At 61.2% G+C, this 26,045-nt stretch carries 24 protein-coding genes and 1 tRNA gene; 17 read left to right on the top strand and 8 right to left on the bottom strand.

Annotated elements, in window-relative coordinates; all coding sequences use genetic code 11:
* The first annotated feature begins 27 nt into the window (after positions 1 to 27).
* From BSP75_RS15205 to BSP75_RS15195, 3 genes are all read left to right on the top strand, one after another.
* Positions 28 to 870, top strand: a complete 843-nt coding sequence (locus BSP75_RS15205; RefSeq protein ID WP_033115680.1) for an ABC transporter permease subunit — start codon at positions 28 to 30, stop codon at positions 868 to 870.
* A gap of 45 nt (positions 871 to 915) precedes the next feature.
* Positions 916 to 1,620 carry an MOSC domain-containing protein gene (locus tag BSP75_RS15200; protein WP_075113737.1) on the top strand — a complete coding sequence of 235 codons (705 nt, stop codon included), beginning with the start codon at positions 916 to 918 and terminating at the stop codon, positions 1,618 to 1,620.
* Between the two features lie 155 nt (positions 1,621 to 1,775).
* A tRNA-Pro gene (locus BSP75_RS15195) sits at positions 1,776 to 1,852 on the top strand.
* A gap of 569 nt (positions 1,853 to 2,421) precedes the next feature.
* Here BSP75_RS15195 and BSP75_RS15190 read toward each other — a convergent pair.
* Positions 2,422 to 2,949: a hypothetical protein gene (locus tag BSP75_RS15190; protein ID WP_005356927.1), complete on the bottom strand. Its 528-nt coding sequence runs from the start codon at positions 2,947 to 2,949 to the stop codon at positions 2,422 to 2,424.
* Between the two features lie 124 nt (positions 2,950 to 3,073).
* Complete coding sequence (locus BSP75_RS15185) at positions 3,074 to 3,538, bottom strand: thioesterase family protein (protein WP_005355465.1); 465 nt, start codon at positions 3,536 to 3,538, stop codon at positions 3,074 to 3,076.
* Positions 3,539 to 3,671: 133 nt separating this feature from the next.
* Here BSP75_RS15185 and recQ point away from each other — a divergent pair, with 133 nt between their 5' ends.
* Positions 3,672 to 5,507 carry an ATP-dependent DNA helicase RecQ gene (recQ, locus tag BSP75_RS15180; RefSeq protein WP_075113736.1) on the top strand — a complete coding sequence of 612 codons (1,836 nt, stop codon included), beginning with the start codon at positions 3,672 to 3,674 and terminating at the stop codon, positions 5,505 to 5,507.
* A gap of 33 nt (positions 5,508 to 5,540) precedes the next feature.
* Positions 5,541 to 5,651 (top strand): HRDC domain-containing protein, encoded by a 111-nt coding sequence (locus tag BSP75_RS15175; RefSeq protein ID WP_216219180.1) that lies wholly within the window; start codon positions 5,541 to 5,543, stop codon positions 5,649 to 5,651.
* 68 nt (positions 5,652 to 5,719) lie between these two features.
* Here BSP75_RS15175 and BSP75_RS15170 read toward each other — a convergent pair whose 3' ends face one another.
* The gene (locus BSP75_RS15170; RefSeq protein WP_075113735.1) at positions 5,720 to 6,022 is read right to left on the bottom strand and encodes a c-type cytochrome; all 303 of its coding nucleotides are present in this window, start codon (positions 6,020 to 6,022) and stop codon (positions 5,720 to 5,722) included.
* Positions 6,023 to 6,127: 105 nt separating this feature from the next.
* Here BSP75_RS15170 and BSP75_RS15165 point away from each other — a divergent pair, with 105 nt between their 5' ends.
* From BSP75_RS15165 to BSP75_RS15155, 3 genes are all read left to right on the top strand, one after another.
* A complete protein-coding gene (locus BSP75_RS15165) occupies positions 6,128 to 7,555 on the top strand; it encodes a protein adenylyltransferase SelO (protein ID WP_075113734.1) in 1,428 nt (475 codons plus the stop codon).
* A 10-nt stretch (positions 7,556 to 7,565) separates the two neighbouring features.
* Positions 7,566 to 7,853, top strand: a complete 288-nt coding sequence (locus BSP75_RS15160) for a DUF3630 family protein (RefSeq protein WP_075113733.1) — start codon at positions 7,566 to 7,568, stop codon at positions 7,851 to 7,853.
* A gap of 159 nt (positions 7,854 to 8,012) precedes the next feature.
* Positions 8,013 to 8,687 carry a 7-cyano-7-deazaguanine/7-aminomethyl-7-deazaguanine transporter gene (locus BSP75_RS15155; RefSeq protein ID WP_042059239.1) on the top strand — a complete coding sequence of 225 codons (675 nt, stop codon included), beginning with the start codon at positions 8,013 to 8,015 and terminating at the stop codon, positions 8,685 to 8,687.
* A 271-nt stretch (positions 8,688 to 8,958) separates the two neighbouring features.
* On the opposite strand, the gene rraA is transcribed toward BSP75_RS15155, so the two are convergent.
* Positions 8,959 to 9,444, bottom strand: coding sequence for a ribonuclease E activity regulator RraA (gene rraA, locus BSP75_RS15150; RefSeq protein ID WP_005340678.1), 486 nt, complete (start codon positions 9,442 to 9,444; stop codon positions 8,959 to 8,961).
* Positions 9,445 to 9,591: 147 nt separating this feature from the next.
* On the opposite strand from rraA, the gene BSP75_RS15145 reads away from it, so the two are divergent.
* Complete coding sequence (locus BSP75_RS15145; RefSeq protein ID WP_075113732.1) at positions 9,592 to 11,445, top strand: methyl-accepting chemotaxis protein; 1,854 nt, start codon at positions 9,592 to 9,594, stop codon at positions 11,443 to 11,445.
* A gap of 122 nt (positions 11,446 to 11,567) precedes the next feature.
* Positions 11,568 to 12,218 (top strand): chromophore lyase CpcT/CpeT, encoded by a 651-nt coding sequence (locus BSP75_RS15140; protein ID WP_042656930.1) that lies wholly within the window; start codon positions 11,568 to 11,570, stop codon positions 12,216 to 12,218.
* A 100-nt stretch (positions 12,219 to 12,318) separates the two neighbouring features.
* Here BSP75_RS15140 and rpmE read toward each other — a convergent pair whose 3' ends face one another.
* Positions 12,319 to 12,534: a 50S ribosomal protein L31 gene (gene rpmE, locus BSP75_RS15135; RefSeq protein WP_005340673.1), complete on the bottom strand. Its 216-nt coding sequence runs from the start codon at positions 12,532 to 12,534 to the stop codon at positions 12,319 to 12,321.
* A gap of 147 nt (positions 12,535 to 12,681) precedes the next feature.
* Here rpmE and priA point away from each other — a divergent pair, with 147 nt between their 5' ends.
* On the top strand, positions 12,682 to 14,889 hold the full coding sequence (gene priA, locus BSP75_RS15130) for a primosomal protein N' (RefSeq protein WP_083617211.1): 2,208 nt from the start codon (positions 12,682 to 12,684) through the stop codon (positions 14,887 to 14,889).
* A 64-nt stretch (positions 14,890 to 14,953) separates the two neighbouring features.
* Here the strand turns inward: priA and BSP75_RS15125 are convergent, their stop codons facing one another.
* Positions 14,954 to 16,045 carry a hypothetical protein gene (locus tag BSP75_RS15125; RefSeq protein WP_075113731.1) on the bottom strand — a complete coding sequence of 364 codons (1,092 nt, stop codon included), beginning with the start codon at positions 16,043 to 16,045 and terminating at the stop codon, positions 14,954 to 14,956.
* Between the two features lie 167 nt (positions 16,046 to 16,212).
* On the opposite strand from BSP75_RS15125, the gene BSP75_RS15120 reads away from it, so the two are divergent.
* From BSP75_RS15120 to dtd, 5 genes are all read left to right on the top strand, one after another.
* Positions 16,213 to 17,646, top strand: coding sequence for a DUF2867 domain-containing protein (locus BSP75_RS15120; protein WP_075113730.1), 1,434 nt, complete (start codon positions 16,213 to 16,215; stop codon positions 17,644 to 17,646).
* Between the two features lie 230 nt (positions 17,647 to 17,876).
* Positions 17,877 to 19,103 (top strand): aromatic amino acid transport family protein, encoded by a 1,227-nt coding sequence (locus tag BSP75_RS15115; protein WP_075113729.1) that lies wholly within the window; start codon positions 17,877 to 17,879, stop codon positions 19,101 to 19,103.
* Positions 19,104 to 19,373: 270 nt separating this feature from the next.
* Complete coding sequence (locus BSP75_RS15110) at positions 19,374 to 20,615, top strand: malic enzyme-like NAD(P)-binding protein (RefSeq protein ID WP_075113728.1); 1,242 nt, start codon at positions 19,374 to 19,376, stop codon at positions 20,613 to 20,615.
* A 177-nt stretch (positions 20,616 to 20,792) separates the two neighbouring features.
* Positions 20,793 to 21,665 carry a virulence factor BrkB family protein gene (locus BSP75_RS15105; protein ID WP_058052473.1) on the top strand — a complete coding sequence of 291 codons (873 nt, stop codon included), beginning with the start codon at positions 20,793 to 20,795 and terminating at the stop codon, positions 21,663 to 21,665.
* 86 nt (positions 21,666 to 21,751) lie between these two features.
* Positions 21,752 to 22,189, top strand: a complete 438-nt coding sequence (dtd, locus tag BSP75_RS15100) for a D-aminoacyl-tRNA deacylase (RefSeq protein ID WP_033138812.1) — start codon at positions 21,752 to 21,754, stop codon at positions 22,187 to 22,189.
* Here dtd and BSP75_RS15095 read toward each other — a convergent pair.
* The gene (locus BSP75_RS15095) at positions 22,178 to 22,858 is read right to left on the bottom strand and encodes a methyltransferase domain-containing protein (RefSeq protein ID WP_075113796.1); all 681 of its coding nucleotides are present in this window, start codon (positions 22,856 to 22,858) and stop codon (positions 22,178 to 22,180) included. The genes dtd and BSP75_RS15095 overlap by 12 nt on opposite strands.
* 51 nt (positions 22,859 to 22,909) lie before the next feature.
* Between BSP75_RS15095 and BSP75_RS15090 the strand changes: the two genes are divergently transcribed.
* Positions 22,910 to 23,818 (top strand): bifunctional GNAT family N-acetyltransferase/hotdog fold thioesterase, encoded by a 909-nt coding sequence (locus tag BSP75_RS15090; protein ID WP_075113727.1) that lies wholly within the window; start codon positions 22,910 to 22,912, stop codon positions 23,816 to 23,818.
* Positions 23,819 to 23,872: 54 nt separating this feature from the next.
* Here BSP75_RS15090 and BSP75_RS15085 read toward each other — a convergent pair whose 3' ends face one another.
* A complete protein-coding gene (locus BSP75_RS15085; protein ID WP_075113726.1) occupies positions 23,873 to 25,990 on the bottom strand; it encodes an AsmA-like C-terminal region-containing protein in 2,118 nt (705 codons plus the stop codon).
* Between the last annotated feature and the right edge of the window lie 55 nt (positions 25,991 to 26,045).

Below are 26,045 nucleotides of genomic sequence, written 5' to 3'. Positions count from 1 at the left end.
GTTCAGAGTGCTGGAGGACAAGGCATGATGAGACGTTTCGGTTTTGCCAAACTGATGCTCTGGCTGGGGCTGCTGTTTATCTACCTGCCCATGGTCATTATGGTGATCTACTCCTTCAACGCCTCCAAGCTGGTGACGGTATGGGGTGGCTGGTCGCTCAAGTGGTACTTCGGCCTGCTCGACAACAAGCAACTGATCGGGTCTGTGTTCCGCTCGCTGGAGATCGCCTTCTACACCGCGATCGCCGCGGTGGCGCTGGGGACGGTGGCGGCCTTCGTGCTGACCCGAATTCCCCACTTCCGTGGTCGTACCCTGTTCGGCGGCATGGTGACGGCGCCGCTGGTGATGCCCGAGGTGATCACCGGTCTGTCGCTGCTGCTGCTGTTCGTGGCGATGGCCCAACTGGTGGGCTGGCCCGCCGAGCGGGGCATGCTGACCATCTGGATCGCGCACACCACCTTCTGTACCGCCTACGTGGCGATCGTGGTGTCAGCGCGGTTGCGGGAGCTGGATCTCTCGATCGAGGAGGCGGCGATGGATCTCGGCGCCAAGCCGTGGAAGGTGTTCTTCCTGATCACCATCCCGATGATCGCCCCCTCGCTGGCAGCGGGCGGCATGATGTCGTTCGCCCTGTCGCTGGATGATCTGGTGCTGGCGAGCTTCGTCTCCGGCCCGGGCTCCACTACCCTGCCGATGGAGGTCTTCTCGGCGGTGCGGCTCGGGGTTAAACCCGAGATCAACGCGGTGGCCAGCCTGATCCTGTTGTCGGTATCGCTCTTTACCTTCGGCAGCTGGTATCTGATGGCCAGGGCAGAGAAGCGCCGTCGTGCCGAGATCGCCATGACCACCCAGATGCAGGCCGTCGTCTGACGCCATGATAAGATCCGCCTACTCTCGTCAACTTGGAGGATGAGTATGCGGATCTCCCTTTTTAGCGGTCGTGGCACCGAGCTGGTGCCCGGCCTCATCAGCGCCATTCACAAGCAACCGATCTCTGCACCAGTTCGCTGTACCTTTGCCGGTCTGGAAGGGGATGAGCAGAGTGATTTGCGCCACCACGGTGGCCCGGATCGGGCGATCCACTACTATCCGGCCGACCACTACCTCTGGTGGCAGACCTGGCAAACCGCGCTGGGTCTTCCAGCACCACGCACCTCCTGGCAGCCTGCCGCTTTTGGCGAAAATCTCTCCGGTATCGGGCTGACCGAGGCGCAAGCCTGCATCGGCGATGTCTATCGACTCGGTGAGGCGCTGATCCAGATCAGCCAGCCGAGATCCCCCTGTTTCAAGCTCAACCAGCGCTTTGGCTATGGCCAGATGTCGCAGGTGATGCAGCTGGGTGGCCGCTGTGGCTGGCTGCTGCGGGTGCTGGAGGAGGGGATGATCGCGCCAGACGCGGCCATGGAGCTGGTAGACAGACCCTATCCCGAACTGACGGTGAAGCGCACGGCGGATATTCTGTTCAATCAGGTACGTAACGAGACCGACCTGCTGCTGTTGCTGGAAAATCCGGCTCTCTCGCCCAACTGGCGCCAGCATGCAGCCGACTGGCTGGAGCATGGCACTGTGGCTGACTGGCAGCGCCGTCTGCTGGGGCCAACCTCCCTGCGCTTGGTCTGACTCTGGGTTGCCGGAATGTCACCAGCTGGCTGCAGCCCGGTAAACGGGTGAAAAGAGTGCTGAATAGTTGAGCGAATGGCACTTTTTTTCCTGCCAAATGCAAAAAAGGCTTGTGTCGGGTCGGGGCTTTCGGTAAATTCCCGTCCCGCAGACATCGGTGTGTAGCGCAGCTTGGTAGCGCACTTCGTTCGGGACGAAGGGGTCGGAGGTTCGAATCCTCTCACACCGACCAAATTTGAAAAGGCCGCTCAATTGAGCGGCCTTTTTGCATTGGCTTTCCGCCGCGGGTTGCTCTTTTCTCTGCCGACCTGCCGACCTGCCGACCTGCCGACCTGCCGACCTGCCGACCTGCCGATAGGCCAAGACTCTACGAGCAATGATTGCCTGTTTGTGTTGCGGGTTCATGGCGCCACACTTTGCCTATCCGCTATCCGCTATCCGCTATCCGCTATCCGCTATCCGCTATCCGCTATCCGCTATCCGCTATCCGCTATCCGCTATTCGTTTTCGGCTTGTGATGGCAACCCACTTTTTCCGGCCGGAAGGGGGTAGAGATGCGATAAGTCGGTGGGATATGGGAAGGGAGGGTAAAGATTGGATATAAGCAGGTGTCCGGGTCTTAGTTGACCACAACAGTTTATGGTGCGCGGAGCAGTCGATAGTGTGGTGGCTGCGGATATTAAAAGGGCCACCGCTCGGTGGCCCATCGGTGGAGTCTGATCCTGACTCCGGCACTCTAGATTGTGGCAATCTCGCTATGGGTCTTGTCTATGGTGCCCTCCTTGCGCGCCAGGCGCTTACTCAGATATGCCAGTGCTGATGCCGCAAAGCCTTGAAACTGTGTTGAGGCAGCAAGGCCGCGTGCTTGGGGTACTCACTAATGAAATGTTCTATTCCCTCCATCAGTTGTGCACGTAATGAAATCACTGGCTCATGCCAGGCTTGCAGGCATAAATGACCGGGGATCAACTGCTCCTGATAATCTTCCAGCAGCTGCTCTGGCCAGGGTTCAATACCGGAATTGCGTTGCAGTAAATAGTGGGCGGCGGGTTCACGGGCATAAATGAACTGAATTTGGGCCAGATCGCGTTGGCATAGCGTTTGACTGTTGATGTGACAGGTCAAATATTTTCCCGTTTTCAGATCCAGAAAGTGACCGCGTTGCCGACAGGGAACGATGCGATACCAAGGCAGGGGTGAGGAGAGAGAATACCCCTCAAGCTCCTGTTCCAACCAGTGGCGACACTCGGGTGTCTGCACCTCGTCGAGCATGGACTCGAGCTGTGTCAACAAGGCTCTGGATGGTTTGATGGCCAGTTTCGCACTCATCGCCTGCAATCCTCCCTCTGCACACAATCCCGACTATCAGTATGGACCTTGTTCGGCCAGAGGGGGTAAGGAATCTAATGATTAAAAGTGGATTAGCAGCGTGGTTTTTATGCACAAATTTGGTTCAACCCACCAGATAGGTGCCGGTGCCGAAGGCAATGTGGGTGCCCTCTTCGTTGTGCAGCTCCATCCGGGCGACTGCGACCTTGCTGCCAGCCCGGATGATGTGGGCGGTGGCGATAAACTCGTTGCCGCGCCCCGGACGCAGGTAGTCCACCCGCAGATCGATGGTGCCGAGGCGGGCGAAGCGCTCCTTGAGATAGCTGGGGGAGAACTCCTCCAGCTCGTCGATGCAGGAGGCGGCGACAATCATGCCGCCCGCTACATCCAGCAATGTGGCGGTGACGCCGCCGTGCAGGATGTTGTGGAAGGGGTTGCCGATCAGCTTCTCGTCCATCTTGATGCGCAGTTCCACCTTGTCGAAGTCGTAGTGGGTCACCTGCATGCCGATCAGCTTGTTGAACGGCATCTTCTCGGCAAACAGGTTGGCAATGCCACTGAGCGCCATCTTCTTGAGCATCTGTTTCATTCTCTGATCCCAATCCTTGTCATCAAAGCCGAGTAAAAACTCCAGTCAGTCTGCAACAGTTCCTTAACAGTCGCAATGGCAGGTTTATTGTGGGCGGCGGCTGCTTTAGAATGGCGACCCCAAAGGAGAGCCCATGACCGCGATTGCCGAAACCCTGCCAGATCCTCAGCCAGAGAGTCCGCTTGCCCTGCTGCAGGCGGTCTTCGGCTATCAGCAGTTTCGGCCGGGTCAGCTCGAGATCATCGAGCAGATCGTCGCGGGGCGCGATGCACTGGTGCTCAAACCCACCGGCGGCGGCAAGTCGCTCTGCTACCAGATCCCGGCGCTGCTGCGGCCCGGGCTCGGGGTGGTGGTCTCCCCCCTTATTTCGCTGATGAAGGATCAGGTCGACAGCCTGCGCGCCAACGGTGTGGCGGCGGTCTACATCAACTCGGCCCTCAGTCGGGAGGAGATGATCCAGAACTTCGCCGCCATGCGCCGCGGCGAAATAAAGATCGTCTACGTCTCCCCCGAGCGCTTGCTGCAGCACGAGTTTATGGACCGGCTGGCGGAGCTGCCGCTCGGGCTGTTCGCCATCGACGAGGCGCACTGTGTCTCCCAGTGGGGCCACGATTTCCGGCCTGAGTACGCGGCGCTGGGGCGACTCAAGCAGTGGTTCCCGCAGGTGCCGGTGGTGGCGCTCACCGCCACCGCCGACGAGGCGACCCGCAGCGACATGCTGCACCGGTTGGAACTCAACGATCCCTTTATCCACACCGCCAGCTTTGACAGACCCAATATCCGCTACAGCCTGGTGGAGAAGTTCAAGGCGGCGGAGCAGTTGCTGCGTTATGTGCAGAGCCAGAAGGGCAACTGCGGCATCGTCTACTGCTCCAGCCGTAATCGGGTGGAGGAGGTGGCCGAGCGGTTATCCCGCCACGGCTGCAAGGCGGCGCCCTATCATGCGGGGCTGCCGCTCGAGCAGCGCCAGCAGACCCAGGATGCCTTCCTCAAGGATGATGTCGAGATCGTGGTGGCGACGGTGGCGTTCGGCATGGGCATCGACAAGCCCAACGTGCGCTTCGTGGTGCACTACGACATTCCGAAGAACATCGAATCCTACTATCAGGAGACCGGTCGCGCCGGTCGTGATGGCACTCCCGCCGAGGCGCTGCTGCTTTACGATCCCGCCGATATCGGCCGGGTGCGCCGTCTGCTCGACAACATCGAGAACCCGCAGCAGTTGCAGGTGGAGCAGTACAAGCTCAACGTGATGGCGGCCTTTGCCGAGGCGCAGACCTGCCGCCGTCAGGTGCTGCTCAATTACTTTGGCGAGTACAACGACAAGCCGTGCGGCAACTGCGATATCTGTCTCGATCCGCCCAAGAGCTATGACGGCACCGAAGATGCCCAGAAGGCGCTCTCCTGCGTCTGGCGGGTGGGGCAGAATTTCGGGGTGGGCTATGTGGTGGAGGTGCTGCGCGGTTCGCTCAACCAGCGCATCAAGGATCACGGCCACGACAAGCTCTCGACCTATGGCATCGGCAAGGATCAGAGCCACGAATACTGGATGAGCGTGATCCGCCAGCTGATCCACAAGGGGCTGCTGACCCAGAACATCACCCGCAATCTGGTGCTGCAGCTGACCGAAGCGGCCCGCCCCGTGCTGCGTGGCGAGGTGACGCTGGAGCTGGCGGTGCCCCGCTTGCAGCCTATCTCCAGCCGCAAAGAGAAGCGCAACGGCCTGCTCGACAATGCCAACTACGACAAGCGGTTGTTCAAGGAGCTGCGCGGCTTGCGCAAGCAGATTGCCGAGGACGAAGAGGTGCCGCCCTACGTGGTGTTCAACGATGCGACTCTGGTGGAGATGGCTCAGCTGATGCCGATGACCGAGGACGAGATGCTGGCCATCAACGGCGTCGGCCACCGCAAGCTTGAACGTTTCGGTGAAGCCTTTATGGACCTGATCATCGACTACTGCCGACGGTAGATAGCAACTCGGGTGGAGATGGGGTCAGCGGCGATGTCGATGACCGAAGACGAGATGTTGGCCATCAACGGCGTCGGCCACCGCAAGCTGGAACGCTTCGGCGAAGCCTTTATGGACCTGATCATCGACTACTGCCGCCGGTAGGGTCGATTAGCGAAGCGTAATCGACCACAGCAGACGCGGCTCTGGATGAGTGCGAATCAGACGCGAGGCTATTTCAGGCTGGCGTAGAAGGCCGCCAGATTGTCGATATCCGCCTCGGTCAGCGGCGCCATGAAGGGGTCCATCAAGGGCTCTTTGCGAGAGCCATCCTTGAACGCTTTCAACTGTTTCACCAGATAGGCGGCATTCTGACCCGCCAGATGGGGATAGTTGGGGATCATCGCCTTACCTTCCACGCCGTGACAGGCGGCACAGACCGCCGCTTTGGCTTTTCCGGCTTCGATATCGGCAGCCTTGGCCTGATGACCCCACGCCAGTGCCAGCAAAGGCAGGGCATATACCCATTTTTGCATCTTCTTCTCCTTGAATTGAAAAATGATGGTTGCCAGTGAGCACAAGCGTGGCTGACGGCAGTATAAAGAGTGACACGAGCATACGCAGGGACGAATGGCACAACCATGAAGCTGATCAACACTTTTGCGACCGAGTTGCCCTGGGCCTGTGAGTCTGTGGCCCCTCAGCCGCTGCAGCAACCCCGGTTGCTTCATCTCAACCGGGTTTTGCTGGCCGAGTTGGGGCTGGGAGGCGTCAGCGAGGCTGACTGGATCGCCTGTTGTGGCGAGGGAAAGCGGCTGCCCGGCATGCAGCCGGTGGCGCAGGTCTATGCGGGCCATCAGTTCGGGGGTTATAGCCCTAGGCTCGGGGATGGTCGGGCGCTGCTATTGGGTGAGCAGCTGGCGCCGGATGGCAGCCGCTGGGATCTCCATCTGAAGGGGGCAGGTAAAACGCCGTTCTCCCGTTTTGGCGATGGCCGTGCCGTATTGCGCTCCAGCATTCGCGAGTATCTCGCCTCAGAAGCGCTCCATGCGCTCGGCATCCCCACCACCCGGGCGCTGGTGCTGGTGGGGAGTCAGGAGCCCGTTTACCGCGAACAGGTGGAGACGGGTGCGACTGTGCTGCGAACCGCTCCCAGCCATCTGCGCTTCGGTCATATCGAGTATTTCGCCTGGAGCGGGCAGGGGGAGAAGATCCCGCCGCTCATCGATTATCTACTGCGCCACCATTTCACCGAGCTGGAGAGTGGTGCCGAACTGTTTGCCGAGGTGGTGCGTCGCACCGCGCGGCTGATTGCCAAATGGCAGGCGGCGGGCTTCTGTCACGGGGTGATGAACACCGACAACATGTCGCTGCTCGGCCTGACGCTGGATTACGGCCCCTATGGCTTTATCGATGCCTACGTGCCCGATTTTGTCTGCAATCACTCGGATCCGGCGGGTCGTTACGCGCTGGATCAGCAGCCTGCAGTCGGTTACTGGAATCTGCAAAAGCTGGCGCAGGCGCTGGCGGGGCATGTCGACGGCGACGCCCTGGCTGCGGCGCTGGCCCAGTACGAACAGCAGCTGATGTTGCACTACTCCGAACTGATGCGGGCCAAACTCGGGCTGGCGGTGTGGGAGGAGGATGACCCTGCGCTGTTCCGCGAGCTGTTCCGGCTGCTGGCGGCTAACAAGGTCGATTACCACCTGTTCCTGCGTCGTCTCGGTGAAGTGACGCAAGAGGGAGCGTGGCCCGCGTCTCTGCTGGCCCTGTTGCCTGATCCGCGGGGTTGGCAGGCGTGGCTGGAGCGCTATCGGGCGCGGTTGGTGCGCGAAGGAAGCGTGGATGCCGTGCGCAAGGCGCAGATGGATGCTATCAATCCCAAGTATGTGCTGCGCAATGCGCTGGCCCAGCAGGTGATCGATGCCGCCGATGCAGGGGATATGGAGCCGTTCGAGCGGTTGTTCACCGCCCTGCAGCGCCCCTATGATGAACAACCCGAATATGAGGATCTCGCCACCCCGGCGCCGGCATGGTATTGCGGTGGCGAGCTCTCCTGCAGTAGCTGAGAGACAGGGAATGAGTTGGCAGATCAAACAGGTAGATAACGAAGCTGGCGTGGTGACGCTGGATTGCCCGGCGCTCGACTGGGACACGTTTCCGGTGTTGGTGCAGGCCTTGCTGCGAGAGTGGGAGTTGCAACCGCTCGAGCAGGATGCGGGGGCCGACAGCCATAGCTGGCTGCTAGCGTTTGAAGGGAGCCAGTTCCGGCTGGAGTATGAACACTACAGCGGTTGCTGGCTGGAGGCGGTACGCCCGGCGGATCGGGAGGTGTTGCTCTGGCTCGCCAGGCAACACAAGGGGTAACGTTCGCCCGCAAGGCCTGCTTTGCGGCTGGCCAATCCGGGCGCATATCATCGCATAAAGATTGAACTATCGATTTGGGGGCGTATAATCTCGCCCCTCGATTATCGCCAATGGTGGCGGTATGGGTTCCCTAACCCCATTAACCAAAAAGGTCACAAGATGAATCTGACCCCTGCGCAGTACCAAACGGCGCTTGTTCGCCTGTCGTTGTTCCACATCCTGATCATTGCCAGCAGCAACTATCTGGTGCAGCTGCCGATCACCGTGTTTGGCTTTCATACCACCTGGGGTGCGTTCAGCTTCCCGTTTATCTTCCTGGCGACCGACCTGACGGTGCGGATCTTCGGTGCCGGTCTGGCGCGCAAGATTATCCAGACCGTGATGCTGCCTGCGCTGGCGGTCTCCTATGCGCTCTCCGTGCTCTTCTTCGAAGGGAGTTTCCAGGGTGTTGGCAATCTGGCCGAATTCAATCTGTTTGTGGCACGCATCGCGCTGGCCAGCTTTATGGCCTATCTGGTGGGTCAGTTCATGGATGTGGTGGTGTTCAACCGACTACGACTGATGAAAGCCTGGTGGGTTGCCCCGGCGGCGTCCACCCTGTTCGGTAATCTGGTCGATACCATCGCCTTCTTCAGTGTGGCCTTCTGGCGCACTACAGATCCTTTCATGGCGGAACACTGGGTCGAGATCGCAACCGTCGATTATGTGTTCAAGTTGCTGATAAGCCTTGGTTTGTTCGTGCCGCTCTACGGCGTCTTGCTGCGTTACCTCAGCCGCAAGCTGGTGGGCGAGGCCGGATTATCCAGCCTGCAAACGGCCACCCGACAAGCCTGACGAGATTGACCACCCTTCGCGGTGGTCAATTTTTTTGCACTTTCTGCAAATAGCGCTTGCCTAGTTAAATGAGAATGATTATTGTTAACTCGTTTTCCGGGAAAGACTTCATTCGTTCCAACGTGATGGACTTCTTGTGAAGGCACGACATTGCTCACATTGCTTCCAGTTAAGGGCCAGTTTATCTGGCCCTCTTTTTTTGTCTTGTTTCAGCAAATTGCAGCCATAAAAAACGGGAGCCAAGGCTCCCGTCGTCACTCTAGTCTGTGGCTTACTCGATATCGAGTGCCTCGGGTGAGAGGATCACCCCTGTGGTATCGGCGTAGAGGTGGTCGTCAGGCAGGAAAGTCACGCCACCGAAGTTGACCGGCAGATCGGTCTCACCTACATCCTTGCTGTCGGCACCGACCGGAATGGCTGCCAGCGCCTGAATGCCGATATCCAGATCTTCCAGAATATCGACCTCGCGGACGCAACCGTAGCAGACAATCCCTTCCCAATCGTTCTCGGCGGCCGTGGTGGCGATGTCGCTGTCGATTAGGGCACGGCGCATGGAGCCACCGCCATCGATCAGCAAGACGCGCCCCAGTCCGTTCTCTTTGACGAGTTCACGGATCAGGCCATTCGATTCGAAGCATTTGACTGTGGTGATGACGCCGCCGAAAGAGGCTCGGCCGCCGAAGGAGCAGAGCATGGGTTCTAGGACATCCACCATGTCCTGATAGATGTCGCACAATTCTGAAGTGTTGTATTCCATAGTGTCAAATCCACGGCTGGAAACAGGTGCAACCAGTATAAGGAGTGGGTGTGGCATTTCAATGAATATTCCTTGCACAGATCACCCGTCGCCGCTTTTCTGCATAAGCTCAATGCAGTCCATTGCCTTGTTTGCGAGAGGTCCATCGTGCTGATACGTCATAAATTGATCCTGAATACCGTGCTGGTGGCGATTGCCATGCTGGTACTGAGCGGTCTGTTTCTCTACTCCAGTCAGGTCAGTCGCCATCTGGCCGATGCCCAGCGCAATGTGGATCAGTTGGAGATCGCCATGCTCAATCTGCGGCGGGCCGAGACGGATTTTTTGATCCGCAAGGAGATGACCTTCGTCGATCAGTTCAATAAAGTGCTGGCGAGTTTCCATGCGCTCAACCGCACTCTGAGTACCGATGACAATATCAGCGTGGTGCATGGTGAGCTGACCCGGCTGGATCAGCAGATGGGGGCCTATGGCAGCGCCTTCAGTGCCCTGGTCGCCCAGCAGCAGAAGATAGGGCTGGGGCCGGAAGATGGTCTCTATGGCAAATTGCGGGCTGCAGTGCATGAGGTGGAAGATGGCCTCAAGCAGCTGGATCAGCAGGGGTTGCTCATCACCATGTTGCAGCTGAGGCGGGCGGAGAAGGACTTCATGCTGCGCTCCGACATCCAGTATCTGGATCGCTTCGAGACCTTGCACAAGAGCTTTCAGGATAGCCTTGCCGCTCTGCCGGAGGCGGATCGCGGCAAGCTGGAGCAGGCCAGCAAGCAATACCGGCAGGATTTTGTCGCCCTGGTGCAGGGAATGCAGGTGCTGGGTCTGAAAGAGGGTGAGGGGCTGCGCAACCAGATGCGGGATCTGGTGCATCAAACCGAACAGGGGTTTGCGACAGCTGACCAGCACATTGTCGATGAACTGGAGCGGCAGACCGCTCGCCTCAACAGCCTGATGCTGGTCTGTGGCGGGGTAATTATCGTGCTGATCGGCATCATGAGTGTGCTGCTCGGCCGCAGCATCGACCGCCCCATCACCCGGGTGAACGAGACGGTCAATCGCATTCGTCAGGATAATGACCTGCGGCTGAAAATCGAGTTGCAGGGGGCTGATGAAATGGCCCAGCTGGCGGGTAATCTGGACGTGATGCTGGGCGGGTTCCGCACCCTGATCGGCGATGTGAAGCAGAGTGTTCATACCCTGACGGAGGCAGCCGATCACCTCTCGGCCAACGTCCAGCGCACCAGCGAGGGGGCGGCGCGCCAGTTGCAGGAGACCGACATGGTGGCGACCGCCTCCACCGAGATGGGATCCACCATCGAAGAGATCGCCCGCAATACCGAACAGGCCGCCAACAATGCCCAGACCACCAACAACAAGGCGATGGAGGGGCGCACCGCAGTCGAAAATACGGTCAGCCAGATCCGCTCGCTGGCGGGCAATCTGGAAAGCTCGTCCAGGGAGGTGGGACAACTGCAAAAAGAGAGCGAGACCATCGGCTCGGTGCTGGATGTGATCAGGGGGATTGCCGAGCAGACCAATCTGCTGGCGCTCAATGCGGCCATCGAGGCGGCCCGTGCGGGGGATCAGGGTCGTGGCTTTGCGGTAGTGGCCGACGAAGTACGCAGCCTCGCCATTCGCACCCAGAAATCGACCCAGGAGATCGCCGGCATCATCAGCTCCCTGCAAAAGCAGACCGGCAGCATCGTCGAGATGATGGCGACCTGCCGCGAGCAGGGCAATCGCAGCTCGGAGCAGGCCAGCACCGCAGGTGAGCTGTTGGGACAGATCACCCAGGATGTCACCCACATCATGGACATGAGCACCCAGATCGCGGCGGCCATCGAACAGCAGAGTCTGGTGGCCAACGAGGTGAACCGCAACGTCAACAACATCCGCGACATTGCCCAAGAGTCCAGCACCATGGCGGAGGAAAATGCCAAATCCAGTGATGGGCTCAACAAGCAGGCGCAACTGTTGAATCAGGCGGTGGCGAAATACCGGGTTTAGTGACCGGACTGACATCTTTGCGAGGTTTTCACATCAGAGTGGCAATGATTTGATCGTAATGGCTGTTATTGGGGGCATTCGCTCATATAATCGCCGCCACTATGATGATTCGGAAGGATTCGATGGCAAAGCTGCTGGTGGCCGTATTCGGGCTGTTCTGCACCTGTCTGGTGCTGGCAGGCCCGGCACCCCAGGCCACCCCACTCAAGCCTGGCATGGAGCCGCTGCTCAGCTGGTTCAACGGGGCCTTTACGAGCCGGGAGCAGGCCAGTTACGACAGCCGTTTCACCAGTGCCGAGCTGCGCCTGATGGAGATCTGGCCCGGCTATCAGGGCTATCGCTGGGTCTATGCCGAACAGTACCTGAGCCTGCGCTCCATCCGCCCGTTCCGCCAGCGCATCTACCGCTTCTCCCCCGCTCCTGATGGACGGATCCTGATGGCCGAACTGACCATGCCTCGGGCCACCGATTTTGCCGGTGCCTGGCACGATCCCTCCCTGCTCGACAGCCTGACCCCGCAGCAGCTCTCCTTGCGCCACGGTTGCGAGATCTGGCTGACCCGCACCCCGTCCGGCGAGTATGCCGGTCATACCCGGGTGGGCCACTGCTCCACCGATTTTGGTGGTGCCAGTACTCTGGTGCAGCATATCTGGATTGGCCCCGACAGCGTCAGATTGCTGGATCGAGCCTATGACAACGAAGGGCGGTCGCGTTGGGGCAGTCCGGGTGAGGGGTATGTCTATTTGCGTCGTTCCAGAGGATTTGGCCAGTAGGCGTGAATGCGTCTGGCTGCGGGAACGTGAAGGAAGAAAAACAGGGATCGTAAAAAAGGCGCCCGATGGGCGCCTTTTTCAGAATTCTTCAGAAGTAAAATTACTTCTTGGTGGTCATCGCACCGAAACGCTTGTTGAACTTGTCTACGCGGCCGCCGCTAGAAACTTCTTTCTGCTTGCCGGTGTAGAACGGGTGGCACTCGGAGCACACGTCCAGGTTCAGATCTTTACCGATGGTAGAGAAAGTGTTGATGACGTTACCGCAAGAGCACTTGGCGGTGATGGCTACGTAGTCAGGATGGATACCAGCTTTCATGGACAACCTCAATTAATAGGCCGTGTCGCCATCCGATCTCTCGTCGGACACCACACGATTGTTGAACACAGTTTCAAAGGCTGCGAATAATATAGGAAATGCCTGAGATCAGGCAAGTGGCTTCGCAGAAAAAATAGGCAACCCCTGGTGAATTCTTCCCAAACGCTGGATCTGGTTCGTGTCGCTGTCCCGGTACCGTTACGCCGTCACTTCGACTATCTCTCTCCCCTGCCGTTACCTGCCCCCGGTTGCCGGGTCGAGATCCCCTTTGGTCCCCAGACCCTGGTCGGGCTGGTGGTGGAGCATCCGGCCGACAGCCAGGTGCCCCGCAACAAGCTCAAGCCCATCAAGCGCGTACTCGATACGACGCCGGTGCTGGGGCCGGATATTCTGGCACTGATGAACTGGAGCGCCAGCTACTACCAGCATCCGCTGGGGGAGGTGTTGCCTCATGCCCTGCCGGTGCTGGTGCGCAAGGGGGAGCCAGCCGCCTATCGGGAGCTGGAGTTCTGGTTTGCCACCGAGGCGGGGATGGCCATCGACCTCAACGAGCTCAAGCGGGCGGCCAAGCAGCAGCAGGCGCTCGCCTTGCTGCGCAAGGGGCCGCAAACCCCGTCCGCGCTCAAGCAGGAGGAGATCCAGAGCGCCGCCCTCACCGCACTGGAGAAGAAAGGCTTGCTGGAGAGGCGCTCGCTGGAGCCGAGCCATGACGGCGACTGGGCCGCCCGTTTTGAACCGGGGGAGGGGCTGCGCCTCAACGGCGAGCAGGCGCTGGCTGTCTCCGCCGTCACCAGCCAGAGCGACAAGTTCGGTGCCTTCCTGCTCGATGGCATCACCGGCTCCGGCAAGACCGAGGTCTACCTGAGCATCCTCGAGCCGTTGCTCAAGGCGGGCAAGCAGGCGCTGGTGATGGTGCCGGAGATCGGTCTCACCCCGCAGACCATCAACCGCTTCCGCCGCCGCTTCAACGTGCCGGTGGTGGCGATGAACTCGGCGATGAACGATCGGGAGCGGCTCGACGCCTGGCTCGCCTGCCGCGACGGCGGAGCTGCCATCCTGATCGGCACCCGCTCTGCGGTGTTCACCCCATTTCACAACCTCGGCATCATCATCATCGACGAAGAGCACGACGGCTCCTTCAAGCAGCAGGACGGTTTTCGCTACCACGCGCGGGATCTGGCGGTGATGCGGGCCCATCGCGCCGGTATCCCCATCCTGCTCGGCTCGGCCACTCCGTCGCTGGAGACGCTGCACAACGCCCGCAGCGGCAAGTATCACCACCTCAGCCTGACCCGTCGCGCCGGTAACGCCCAGACTGCCCGTCAGGTGATCCTCGATATCAAGAACGTGCGGTTGCAGGCCGGGCTCTCCCCCCAGCTGGAGCAACTGATGGCGGAGCATCTGGCGGCGGGTAATCAGGTGATGCTGTTTCTCAACCGGCGTGGCTATGCCCCGGCTCTTATCTGCCACCAATGCGGCTGGAGCGCCGCCTGCGAGCGGTGCGATGCCTGGTACACCTGGCATCAGGCCGGGCGACGGTTGCATTGCCACCACTGCGACAGCGTGCGCCCGCTGCCCCATCACTGTCCCGAGTGTGGCAGCAACGAACTGATCGGATCCGGGGTCGGCACCGAACAGCTGGAGCAACTGCTCACCACGGTATTCCCCCAATACCCGGTGGTGCGCATCGATCGGGACAACACCCGCCGTAAGGGGGAGCTGGAGACCCATCTCGGTGACATCAAGGCGGGCAAGTACAAGATCCTGATCGGCACCCAGATGCTGGCCAAGGGCCACCACTTCCCGGATGTGACGTTAGTGGGCCTGCTGGATGTGGATGGCGCTCTATTCAGCGCTGATTTTCGCGCCGCCGAGAAGCTGGCCCAGCTCTACACCCAGGTAGCGGGACGCGCCGGTCGCGCCAGCAAACCCGGGCTGGTAGTGTTGCAGAGCCACCATCCGGAACATGCCCTGCTGCAGGATCTGACCCAGAACGGTTACGGCCACTTCGCCGATACGGCGTTGAAAGAGCGCCGCTTGCTGGGACTGCCGCCCTTCAGCTATCAAGGCCTGTTTCGCGCCGAGGCCAATGGCCGCGACGAGGTGCAGCTGTTCCTCGCGCGTCTCGCCGATACCCTGCGCAGCGCCCGTTATCCCCATGTTCAGGTGCTGGGGCCCATCAGCGGCTTTATGGAGCGCAAGGCGGGCAAGTTCCGCATGCAGTTGCTGGTGCAGGGGCCGAACCGGGCGCCACTGGCCCAGCTGCTGGATTGGGCGGTGAAGGAGCTGGAAGGCTGGCCGGAGACCAAAAAGGTGCGCTGGAGTCTGGATATCGACCCCACCGAGCTGAGTTGATGGCGCTGGGGCTGGTCGCTGGCAGTGCTTGTCAGCGACCGGGCGGATGATTCCGTTTTAGCGCTCAGACCCGCAGATCGATCTGCTGTACCCAGCCTCCCTTACCCTGTTCGGTGAGGTAGAGGCCTGACTGGCGCAGCACTCCCTGAGTACCGCTCTCCCCCAGATGGGTGAAGGGGGTGTCGAGAGGGTGCAGCAGGATGGCGCCGATCCCCAGCTCCACCAGCGCGATGGGGGCGTGCTCCGGATGCCAGAACTGCAGCGCCGAGAACTGGCTATCCCCCTCGTCCAGCACCCCGTTGCCATCCTCATCCAGCGTCGCCAGCTCGCCGAAGCCATTGCCGGAGCGGGCACCAAATAGTTCGCCGCCATCGTCTATGGTGCCGTTGCCATTGCGATCCAGCGCCACGAAGCCGCTCCCTTCACTCAAGCCCGGCAGGCTATCCTCTTTGCCATCCTGATCGATATCGAAGTTGACCCGTGCCTCGGTCAGATCGGCGATCTTGCCATCCAGACTGAGCACCAGCGGGTCTTTCAGAGCATTGAGGGTGGTGCGCCGCTGGCTCACCTCCAGCTGACGCCAGTCGAGCACAAAGCCGAGATCGAGCTGAATAGTCTGACCATCCTGCGTCGCTACGCTGGCTGACGCCACTACGTTGAGTTGCTCCTGTTGCAGCAGGGTGTCCGTCACCTCCACCAGTTGATCCGGCTCGGCGGCCTGAGCAGCGGCGTCTCCTTGCGTCACCCCTTCACTCCCCTCTTCGGAGGGTTTGATCGGCTTGGGCAGCTCGATTTCGTGGCCCAGCATCGCCTCAATCATCAGCTTGATCAGCCGCTGGCGGTTATCCAGCCCATCGTCGGGAATACCATCCTGCTCTTTGCCGACTTCCGCTGCAGGCGGGGCGGGAGGCGTTGTCGCTTGCTGGCTGGCGGCCGATTGCCTCGCGGCTTGCAGCGTCAGGGCGCTGGTGAGGGTCAGGGTGCTGCGGCGTTCGCCGGCCGCTGCCGTGCTGTTGCCTTCCGGTGGATTGACGGCGGGTGGCACGGGTCCGAGGTTGCGCACCTTGCGGCTCTGGGCCTGTTGTTGCCGGTATTGCACCTCCCCCTGGAGGTCGTAGTGATCGATGCGCATACGTTCGCCCTCGGCGCTATACATCTGGTCAGTTATCGACCGCTTAATGCACAGGGCTTAACACCAAATCGGACTAATCAGGGAGGTGGTTAGTACTAGGTTGCAAGGTGGCGGCGTGGCAGGATGATGGGCATGCGGGTGCTGGCCCGTTTGCCCAAGCGCAGGGCGCAACAAGTGAAGAGGAAGAGAGGATGAGAAATTGTCTGGTGATGGGGGCTGCGGGATATATAGGCTCCTACCTGGTGCCCCACCTGCAAACCCTGGGATACAAGGTAATTGCCGGGGCGCGCCGTCCCTGCCGCTTGCCGGAGGGGGTGGAGTTTCGCCTCGCCGACAGCCTCAAGCCCATCACCCTGCTGCCTGCGCTGGCGGGCATCGACACTGTCTTCTATCTGGTGCATGCCATGGGAGCGGGGGCCGATTTTCACCGGCTGGAGCAGCAGGGGGTGAAGAATTTTGCCGCCGCTGCCCGCGCCGCCGGGGTGCGCCGCATCATCTATCTCGGAGCAATCCAGCCCGAGCAGTGCAACAGCCGCCATCTCAACTCCCGCCGCCACTGTGGCGAGCTGTTTCGTGACTCTGGCGTGCCGACGGTGGAGCTGCGCGCCGGCATCATCATCGGCCCCGGCTCGGCGGCGTTCGAGGTGATGCGGGATCTGGTGTTCAACCTGCCGATGATGGTGACGCCGAAATGGGTGCGCTCGCGCACGCCCCCCATCGCGCTCTCCAACCTGCTGCACTATCTGGGCGGACTGGTGGAGGCTGATGAGGTGGATGGCCGCATCTTCAATGCGGTCGGCCCCGAGCTGCTCAGCTACCAACAGCAGTTGCAGAAGTTCGCCGCCCATATCGGCAAGCGCTGCCCCATTATTCCCATCCCGTTTCTGAGCCCGCGTCTCTCCGCCTGGTGGCTGCAGTTTGTCACTTCGGTGCCGCAGCCGGTGGCCAAGGCGCTGGTGGGCGGTCTCAAGCACGATATTCCGGCCGATGACGGCCCGCTGCGGGCCCTGCTGCCGCAGACCTTGCTCAGCTTCGACGAGGCGCTGGCAGAGAGTCTGGCGCTGGAGCAGAAGCTGGGGGCCGAACAGCAGGGGCAGGAGACACCGCTCGGCCTGCGCTGGCGTCATCCCGAATATGGCTTCTATGACCGCACTGCCAGCGGCGAGGCGATCTGTCTCGCCTCCCCCGAGGTGGTGTGGCAGGTGTTGCAGCAGCTGGGGGGAGAGAAGCGTTACTTCTACATGAACGAGCTGTGGGTGGTACGCGAATGGATGGATCATCTGATCGGCGGCCCGGCCCGTACCCGTGGTCGCACCAATCCCGATCGCTTCGTGAAGGGGGATATGCTCGACTCCTGGCAGATCCTCGGGGTGGATGAGGGGCGCAGGCTCGACCTGTTGTTCAACATGAAGGCCCCCGGCGTCGGGCGGCTGGAGTTCAACATCCTGCCGGAGGAGTCTGGCCTGACCCGTATCCGGGTGACTGCCCACTGGCATCCGCAGGGCGCCTGGGGGCTGGCTTACTGGCTCGCCATGCTGCCGTTCCACCTCTTTATCTTTCAGGGAATGACCGAGGCGATCGCCCGTCAGGCCGAGGCGAGGGCCGGTATCCCCGTCATGGATTGAACGGGGCGGTCTGACCGTCCCCGTTGCCACACTTTCGCCGTTCACACCACAGCAAGGGGCGCCTTACCAGGGCGCCTTTTATGCCGATTTTATGCATAGCCAGCAAGACTCGTTCGAGGTGAAATCTTCGCTCTTCGCCCGATATAGGTGTGCGTCTTGTCGCAAAGACTGGCATCATGCCCTGCTATTTATGCAGTTCAGGTGTGTGACTAATTAATAAAGAAGGGATTATGAAGAAAAAACCGTCAATTTTGGGGGGCGCCTGCATCATCGCCAGCGTCTGCGTGGGAGCCGGCATGCTCGGTCTGCCGAGTTCGGGGGCGGGGGCCTGGACCCTCTGGTCGGTGCTGGCACTGACCGTCACCATGGTGATGATGACCCTCTCCGGCTGGATGCTGCTGGAATCCTTCCAGCACCACGACATGCGGGTCTCCTTCAATACCGTGACCCGCGAGCTGCTGGGGGAGAAGCTCAATCTCCTCAACAACCTCTCGGTCTACTTTGTTGGCGGCATTCTGCTCTACGCCTATATCACCTCCTCCGGTGCCATCTTGCAGGGGGTGCTGGGGATCGACAGCAAGCTCGCTTCCGTGCTGTTCGTGGCGCTCTTCTCGCTGGTGGTGTGGCACTCGACCCGCGCCGTTGACCGCATCTCTGTGGTGCTGATCGCCTTCATGATCCTCAGCTTCGCCCTCGGTGTGGCCGGTCTGCTCGGCAATATCAAGCTGCCGACCCTGCTCGATCTGGCGGGCAGCGAAAACCGCTACGCCCCCTATGCCATGGCGATGCTGCCGGTGGCGCTCACTTCGTTCGGCTATCACCACTCGGTTGCCTCCCTGCGCGCCTACTACCAGAACGAGCAGCAGGCCCGCTGGGCCATTCTGGGGGGAACCCTGATCGCGCTGGCGCTCTACGTGCTCTGGCTGCTGGGGATCTTCGGCAACCTGCCCCGTCAGGATTTTGCTCCCGTGATTGCCAAGGGGGGAGACGTGAGCGTGCTGCTCTCCGCGCTTTCAGGGGTCATCGAGTCGGAGAAGGTGGCCAGCGCCATCAACGGCTTCTCCATGGCGGCGATTCTCTCCTCCTTTATCGGGGTCGGGCTCGGGGTGTTCGACTATCTGGCGGATCTGTTCAAGTTCGACAACAGCCGTGCCGGTCGCAGCAAGACCTGGGCGGTTACCTTCCTGCCGCCGCTGCTGCTCTCCCTGCTCTTCCCGTTCGGTTTCCTGTTGGCCATCGGTTATGCCGGTGCCGCCGCCACCATCTGGACCTGCATCATCCCGGCACTGCTGGTGTTGCGCACCCGGGCGCGGGCCGAGCGGGGCGAAGTGACACCCCACTTTGTTACCCCCGGCGGCAAGCTGATGGCCTGGCTGCTGATCCTGTTCGGATTGGCGACCGCGCTGTTCCACTTCCTGTCGATGGCGGGTCTGTTGCCGGTCTATCTGGGCAACTGAGTACGCTCTACAGCACTGACAGGAATGGGCGGCAAGGCCAACTTGCCGCCCTTTTTTTGTCCCATTTCTTGCCCAACTTTTTGCCCCACATAGCAGCATCTATAACTAAAGTGGTAGGTGTGTGCGGGGTAAGTTACTGAAATAACTGGTCTGATCTGGCTGGCGGCAGCATGATCTGCTGGGCATACCCCCTGCTTTCTTTTATGATCCCCGCCCTTCTGCGTGCCCCCTGTCGGCACCTCATTTGCACCAACCACATCGGGGTCCCCCATGTCCGATCTGCGTCAAGAAGCACTCGATTACCACGCCCAGCCCGTACCGGGCAAAATTGCCATCGCCCTGACCAAACCCGCCGAAACCGCCCATGATCTGGCGCTGGCCTACAGCCCGGGTGTTGCCGAGCCGGTGCGCGAGATCGCCGCCAACCCGGCCGATGCCTACCGCTATACCGGCAAGGGCAATCTGGTGGCCGTCATCTCCAACGGCACCGCCATTCTGGGTCTGGGCAATCTGGGGCCGCTGGCTTCCAAGCCGGTAATGGAAGGCAAGGCCCTGCTGTTCAAGCGCTTCGCCGGTATCGACGCCATCGACATCGAGGTGAAGCACGAGACCAGCCAGCAGTTCATCGACACGGTAGCGGCCATAGCCGATACCTTCGGTGGCATCAATCTGGAAGATATCAAGGCGCCGGAGTGCTTCGAGATTGAAGAGGCGCTGATCGCCCGCTGCGACATTCCGGTGTTCCACGATGACCAGCACGGTACCGCTATCGTCACCGCCGCCGGTCTGCTCAACGCGCTGGAAGTGCAGGGCAAGCTCATCAGCGACAGCCGCATCGTCTGCATGGGGGCGGGGGCTGCCGCGACCGCCTGCATGGAGCTGCTGATCAAGTGTGGCGCCAAGGCGCACAACATCTTCATGCTGGATCGTCAGGGGGTGATTCACACCGGCCGCAGCGATCTCAACAAGCACAAGCAGCGTTTCGCCAACGAGACCCCGCTGCGCACCCTGATGGATGTCATCGAAGGGGCGGATGTGTTTGTCGGCGTCTCCGGCCCGGATGTGCTGCCCGCCGAAGCGGTTGCCCTGATGGCGCCGAACCCGGTGATCTTTGCCTGCTCCAACCCGGATCCGGAGATCAAGCCGGCACTGGCTCACGCAGTGCGCAGGGATCTCATCATGGGTACCGGCCGCTCCGACTACCCGAACCAGATCAATAACGTGCTCTGCTTCCCCTTCATCTTCCGCGGTGCGCTTGATGCCCGCGCCAGCCGCATCAACGATGCCATGAAGATCGCCGCAGTCGAGGCGATCCGTGGTCTGGTGAAGGAGCCGGTGCCGGCCGAGGTGCTGACCGCCGCCGGGGTGGGCGCGCTCACCTTCGGCAAGGATTATGTCATTCCCAAGCCGATGGATGCCCGTCTGCTGCCACGGGTTGCCCGCGCCGTGGCGCTGGCGGCGGTGGCCTCCGGCGTTGCTCGCACCGAGCTGCCCGCGGACTACATGCTGTAATCCGGCGTTGCAAACGGCCCCTTTATCGGGGCCGTTTTTGTTGCTGCATCCCGTGACTGCCCAAGGCGCAGCCTGTACGGAAAATGGGCGGACATGGCCGCAATCCCGGTTCAAAGGTGGTCAAACAGCGCTCCCCTCTGACACAATGGCTGCATGACGACGCTTACGAGAATCAAGATGCAGCAGCAAATCAGTGGCCGTTTGGCCCACGCCCTCTCCTTTGTGCGCCATGATGGTCGCCACTTCGCCCAGTTTGTCTGGGGCCGTTTCCAGCAAGACAGATTGACGGTCACCGCCGGTTATCTGGCCTATGTCACCCTGCTCTCGCTGGTGCCGATGATCGCCGTGGTGTTTGGCATGATGTCCGCCTTTCCGGTGTTCCAGAGCCTCAAGCAGGAGATGGAGCAGTTCGTCTACCACAACTTCGTGCCGACAGCCGGCGACATGCTCAAGGAGTACATCGACGGCTTCGTGGCCAATGCCACCAACACCACGGCGGTGGGGATAGGGGCGTTGGTGGTGGTGGCGCTGATGCTGATCTCCGCCATCGACAAGAACCTCAACTACATCTGGCGCTCGACCCAGAGCCGCCCGCTGGCGCAGGCATTCGCCATGTACTGGATGATCCTGACCCTGGGGCCCGTGCTGATCGGAGCCAGCATCGCCATCTCCTCCTACATCTTCTCGTTGCGGCTGTTTGGTGCCGAGAGCCTGTTCGGTATCGGTTATCTGCTGTTGCGGGGGTTGCCGTTCCTCTTCTCGGTGCTCACCTTCCTGCTGGTCTATACCGTGGTGCCCAACTGCAAGGTGCGGCTGATCCACGCCTTTATCGGCGCGCTGGTGGCGGCCACCCTGTTCGAGCTGGCCAAGCGCGGCTTTGCCATCTATATCACCAACTTCCCCTCCTATCAGGCCATCTATGGCGCGTTGGCGACCATTCCGATCCTGTTTGTCTGGGTTTACCTCAGCTGGCTGGTGGTGCTGCTGGGGGCTGAGACCACGGCCTGCCTCGGCGAATACGAGAAACCGGCCAGCGAAGAGCTGGGCTAAGCCATCGCCTTGGCCACCGGTTTATTGGTAGCATCGACGACCGCCCCTGTGAGGGGGCGGTCGTTCTGTTTTGAGAGGAGAGGGATGTGATTGCATTGATTCAGCGGGTCAGCGAGGCCAGCGTGACCGTCGAGGGCGAAGTGACCGGCGCCATCGGTCAGGGGCTGCTGGTGTTGCTCGGAGTGGAGCAGGGGGATGACGAGGCCAAGGCCGACAAGCTGCTGCACAAGGTGAGCGGCTATCGGGTGTTCAGTGACGAGAATGGCAAGATGAACCTCAATGTCAGCCAGATCGGCGGCAGCCTGCTGGTGGTCTCCCAGTTTACCCTGGCGGCCGACACCAAGAGCGGGATGCGCCCGAGCTTCTCCTGCGGCGCTCACCCGAGCGAGGCCGAGCGGCTCTATGACTACTTCGTGGCGAAGGCCGCCGCCAGCGGCATCCCGACCGCAACCGGTCGCTTCGCTGCCGACATGAAGGTAGCGCTGGTCAACGACGGCCCGGTCACCTTCTGGCTACAGGTCTGAGGATGCCTGGTCCCGCGGTATGACGTGGACGATCACGTTGATGAGCCCTGCGACCGGATAGGGGGTGGCCGGGCCAATCCACTGTTCTATTAGGGTCAGGGCGTGGGTTAGCTCCAGCTCGGTGCGCGGCAGCAGGTTGATGACCAGTGTACCGCTGAGGCGGGGGGCCAGCGTCCGGTAGAGGCGCTCCTGAAACAGCAGCAGCGGGTTGCCATCCTGACTGAAGAGATCGAGCAGGATGAGGTCGTACTGCTGCTCGCTCTGCTCGAGAAAGGCGAGGGCATCGGCCTGATGGAGTGTCGGAACGGCTTGCCCATCGTGCACCTGATGCTGGAAAAACTGCTGATAAACGGTCAGCACCTCTTCGTCGAGGTCGACGCACTCATGGCGGGCCGAGGGCCAGCGCTGGCAGAGATGGCGGGTGAGATCGCCGCCACCCAGCCCCAGTTCGAGTATCTGCCTGGCCTGTTCCGGCAGCAGGCAGGCGATGACCCGCTGATGTGGCAAACAGAGGGCGGCGGGGTCGGCGAGCGACATGGCGGATTGCACCACGCCGTCTATCTCCAGCCAGCGATGGTGGCTATTTTCCTGTACCGTGAGACGGCGCTGGGGTTTGACGCTGAGGTGCAACAAGTGATCGGCTTGGTACGCTTGCAGATTGAAGTCCATGAATTTGCACGGCAAGATGGTTTCCGACCAGTGTAACTCAAGGATCGATCTATGTACCGGGTGGTCACCCCCCAAACGGCAGCCGAGCTGGATGCCTATTACCAGTTGCGCTGGGAACTTCTGCGTAAGCCCTTCAATTTGCCCGTCGGTTCCGAGCGGGACGAATACGACACGGTCGCCATTCACCGGCTGATGCTGGCCCCTGATGGCACCCCCATCGCGGTAGGGCGCCTCTTTATCGGCGGCGACGAGGCGCAGATCCGCTTTATGGCGCTGCGTCCCGAATATCGCGGGCAGGGGCTGGGTGCCCGCATGGTGGAGGATCTCGAGCAGCTGGCCCGCAGCGAGAAGGTGAAACGGCTGGTGATGAACGCCCGTCAGGAGGCGGTGGAGTTCTATCGCAAGTGCGGTTTTCTCGAAGTGGGGGGCGGCCCCGTCTCCTTTGGCCGCATTCCCCATCGCCAGATGATCAAATCCCTGAGCCCGTTGCAGACTATCCAGTATCGGCCGGAGTGGTGTCAGGATCTCACCACCCGCTGGTCGCGCGGGGTGCCCATTAGCGAGAAGATGGGGATGCACATCAGCCACTACGACGGCCAGACCTTCCATCTCAAGGCCAATTTGGCGGCCAACTTCAACGTGCATGGCAGCATGTTTGCCGGCAGTGTCTACAGCCAGTGCGTGCTGGCGGGCTGGGGTCTGATCTGGCTGCAACTCAAAGAGGAGGGGCTGGTGGGCGAGCCGGTGCTGGCCGAGAGCACCATCAAATATCATGGCCCGGTCGATGAGGAGCCGGAGGCGCGGGTGGCCCGCGAGGGGATGCCCGCCGTGTTGCAGCCGCTCAAACGGGGCGAACCTGCCACCTTCAGTCTCAATATCCAGTTGTTCAGCGGCGGCAAGCTGGCGGCGGAGTTCTGCGGTCACTACGTGGTGCAGCCGCCCCGCCGTCCGGGCCAGTAACCGCGCCGTTTCCCCATCAAACAACAAGGCCTCATTATGAGGCCTTGTCTGTTTTTACCCTTGCTGGCTGTCGCTTGTCTGCCCGGCTTGGGTCTGCACTTGGGCTTGGGTTTGAGCTTTCGGCGCGGGAGCAGGTCGCCAGAGCGGGGCGCTGTTGCCTTGCGGCGGATAGCGTACCCCCACCTCCCAGCCGCAGGCGTCCTGCTTCTGCGGGAAGCTCCATGCCAGCGTGGGTTCCGTCAGCGGCCCGCGCCACTGGCCGAGCAGCTCGGCACAGCGGTTGCCGTTGAGCACCCCCAGATCGAGCTGCCACTGCTCATTGACCAGATCGATCCCCCCTTGCAGCGCCAGTAGATGGGTGATGGTGGAGGCGCCAGCCTGCTCGATCTGCAGTTGCCCCTTGTCGATCTTGCCCTGCAGCTTGATGCGGTAGAAGGGGGTGTCACCCTCCTGCATCGCCTGCCACAGCTGATCCGGTGTCAGGGTGGGTGGGGTCGCTCCCTTGAACCACTCATCCAGCAGCGGATCTATCTTCACCTTGTCCCAAAACGGCTCATCGGCATCGAGGGCAAAGCTGCCCTGCAGGGTCTGGCGCCACTCGCCCGCCGCCTTGCCGTGTTCGGCTTGCAGGTCGGCGCTCACGTCCGCCTTGCCGGCGAAGGAGACCGGGGAGTGGAATATCTTGCCCCACTGCACCAGATCCAGCTTGGTCGCCTGCAGTTGCAGGCGGCTGCTCTGGCCCGGCTCGCGGCCCCACTGGCCACTCAGGCTGAGGGTGCCCTCATCCGGCAGCGAGCTGGTGAGCTTGCCCAGCTGCCAGGAGCTGGGGGTCAGCTCCCCATCCAGCTCGCCGTTACGGGCGCTGAGGCCATCCCACACCAGCTCGAACCACTTGCTCTCGATGCGGGCACGGCCGAGCAGCGGGCCGGGCTGGTTATCGCGCAGGGCGAGATCGCTCAGATAGAGCTGCCAGCCGGTCAGCGACAGGGGCAGGGTATCGTCGAAGGAGAGCACCTTGAGCTTGTCGAACGCCAGCTTGCGGATATCCACCTGCTGCGGGCGCCAGCTCTGCCAATCCTGCCACCACCCCTGCGGCAGGCTGATATCCATGCCGCTCAGGGTCATATCCTTGAGGGTCAGCTTCTGCTGCTGGGTGTCGAGGGCCAGATCCAGAGTGAATGCCCCCTCGTAGGCTTTACCCTGCAGTTCGGCATCAATCTGCTGGGGTGAGAAGGCGAGCTTGCCCTTGATCTCCTCCAGCTGGAACAGGCCGCGCCCCATGTCCCCCAGAGTGCCCGCCAAATAGCCGGTGGGCTGGCTGCCAGCCTGCCAGTTGAAGGCGGTGAGCTGGCCGCTGAAGTTGTTGAAAGAGAGTTCCTGATTGATGTCGTTGAGGCTGACACCGTCCAGCTGGCCGCGATCCAGCGACACGCTTTGCAACGGGAATCGCTGCGGGAAGCCTTGCAGTGTCAGATCACCCAGCTCCACTCGCAGGCCGCGCGCCTTGAGATCGTGCAGTTGCAGGGTGCGGGTGGGCCAGTCGAGCACCATGCCGGTCTCCAGCAGACCGTCGAACAGGTTGGTCACCAGCTTGTCGCTACGCAGCACTTCCCCCTCCAGCCGTCCTTGCAGGTTGAGGCGGGCGAAGGTGAATTGCGGGGTCTCCAGTTGGCCGATATTGAGGCTCAGGTTGGCCTGTGGCTGCCGTTTCGGGTCGATCAGCTCCCAGTCGCTCAGGGTGGCGTTGAGACCGCGCAGGGTCAGCTCGCTGCTCTCCAGACTGAGCCGGTCTATGGTGCTGTCGCTGATGGTGAGGGAATGCACCGGCAGGCTCGGCAACTGGTTGGGCAGCGGCAGCTTGATGGCGGGGCGGATCAGATCGAGGTGGGCGATGCGCACGTCGCGGCTCAGCCAGTCGATGCTCTCGATCTCCAGATAAATCTTGTCGAGGGAGACCGCATCGCCGTAGCGTACCTGCTCTGCCAGCAGGGTGTAAGGGTGGAGCGGGTTGAATACCAGTCGCCCTATGGTGACCGGCACGCCGGTTTGCTGGCTGATCCAGCTGGCGATGGGGCCTTTGGCGCGCTCGGCGTCGAACAGGCCGAGGGCAACCCAGACAAACAGCAGCAGGAAGGCGAAGGTGTAGAGCAGGCCGCGGAGCCAGGAATTCATGGATGCTTTCCTCCTGTTTTGGGGGGTGTTGTCAGGCGTTTGAGTAGTGATCTCG

Origin of the sequence: Aeromonas sp. YN13HZO-058 (genome assembly GCF_001921245.1) — a bacterium.
In the GTDB taxonomy this organism is placed as follows: Bacteria; Pseudomonadota; Gammaproteobacteria; order Enterobacterales; family Aeromonadaceae; genus Aeromonas; species Aeromonas allosaccharophila.
This window is presented reverse-complemented; position numbering and strand designations above follow the sequence as displayed.